This is a genomic window from Okeania sp. SIO2F4, from assembly GCF_010672385.1.
In the GTDB taxonomy this organism is placed as follows: domain Bacteria; phylum Cyanobacteriota; class Cyanobacteriia; order Cyanobacteriales; family Microcoleaceae; genus Trichodesmium.
Window position 1 is genome coordinate 1 of record NZ_JAAHGT010001409.1, and the last position, 1,381, is coordinate 1,381.

Genomic DNA, 1,381 nt, shown 5'->3' on the forward strand with positions numbered 1-1,381 from the left:
TCTTGATATAGCTGCTTGCCATTTTTCTTCTCCACTATAAATTTCTCCTAAATTATGATGTGCTTGAGAGATGTTTGGGTTTAATTTAAGCGATTGTTCATAACAGGCGATCGCTTCTTCTTTTCGCTTGTATGTTAATAGAGTTTTTGCTAATTTCAGATATTCTAAGTCTGTTGCCCATTCTGGTTTTAAAGTAAATGCTTTATACCAACAAGAAGCTGCTAATTCAGGCTTGTCTATTTGATGGTATATTTCTGCTAAAGTACGGTAAGCACTGGCAAAATTTGGTTGTAGTTTGGTGGCTTTTTGGTAGGAGGTAACAGCTTTATCCCACTGCTGTTGTTTGATATAAACACTCCCTAAGTTAGCATGAGCTTCAGCTAAGTTGGGTTGTTTTTCTATGGCTTTTTTGTACCAAGTAATAGCCGAATCTAAGGCATCTATTTTTTCCATTATTTGCCCTATAGTATTGCTAGCTGGGGGAAAATCTGGAACTAATTCTAAAGCTTGTAAACAAGTGGAATAAGCTTTATCAAAGTTTCCTTGAGTTAGATAAGATTCTGCTTGTTGGTTTAATTTTAATGCTGCCGTTTGTGGATTTTCCATTAACTTTACTGTTACTCCTGCTCACCTTACTGATAATTATATCATTACTTTTATTCCTCTTCTTCTCTTCTCGCCTTGAGCCAAGTATATCGGATTATTTTTGCTAATTTCATTAAGTTTAGTAGTTTTTGTAAATTAACAAGAATATCTTTATTAGCTGGTTTACCAGAGAAGTTATCATCAAATTCATTACCTATTAAGTGGTAATTTTCCCAACCACATATAGCAATCATATTTCAGTTGTAAGATTTTAGTGGTAATCAGAACTCAGAACTCAGAACTCAGAACTCAGAACTCAGAATATAAAAGGATTTTGATTGCTCTTAATTCTTCTTAAATTCTCTCAAAATCATTCCTGATTGCTATATATTACGTAAGCATTCAACTATTAGCTTTCAGCTGAGATATCTAATTATGAATAAAACAATTATTTCTTGAACTTATAGCACATTTTCAAGCCATAAATTGAAATACAAAAACAACTTGTTTGACTTGTCAACCCATACAATTAATTGTGTGGTGTAAAATATAAATCTGTCTCGGAAGCTGTTAGCTGACGGCTGAATGCTTACTATATTACTCAAAAGCTAATAATAATTCATGACATATTCTAGGTAAAAAATTTCTATAACTTTAGTTCCAGGATGACAAAATACAAGGTTGGTTAAACCAGTACAATTAGTTGCTACTATAACTTGACTATGAGCTAGTAATGATGCCTTTTGTGCTACTGAAATTGATTCTCTGGTTATAGTTTTTCAACCAAATTTTTCTC

General features: G+C 32.6%; 2 protein-coding genes. Both read right to left on the reverse strand.

Features of this window, described 5'->3' with window-relative positions; all coding sequences use genetic code 11:
• The coding region (locus F6K22_RS40825; RefSeq protein WP_293110868.1) for a tetratricopeptide repeat protein at nt 1-606 on the reverse strand (606 nt) is incomplete at its 3' end.
• Nucleotides 607-656: 50 nt separating this feature from the next.
• Nucleotides 657-839 carry a hypothetical protein gene (locus tag F6K22_RS40830; protein WP_293110870.1) on the reverse strand — a complete coding sequence of 61 codons (183 nt, stop codon included), beginning with the start codon at nt 837-839 and terminating at the stop codon, nt 657-659.
• Nucleotides 840-1,381: the final 542 nt, after the last annotated feature.

Coding starts and splice junctions, on each gene's coding strand:
- F6K22_RS40830 (WP_293110870.1), bottom strand. CDS start 839: ATGATTGCTATATGTGGTTGGGAAAATTACCACTTAATAGGTAATGAA.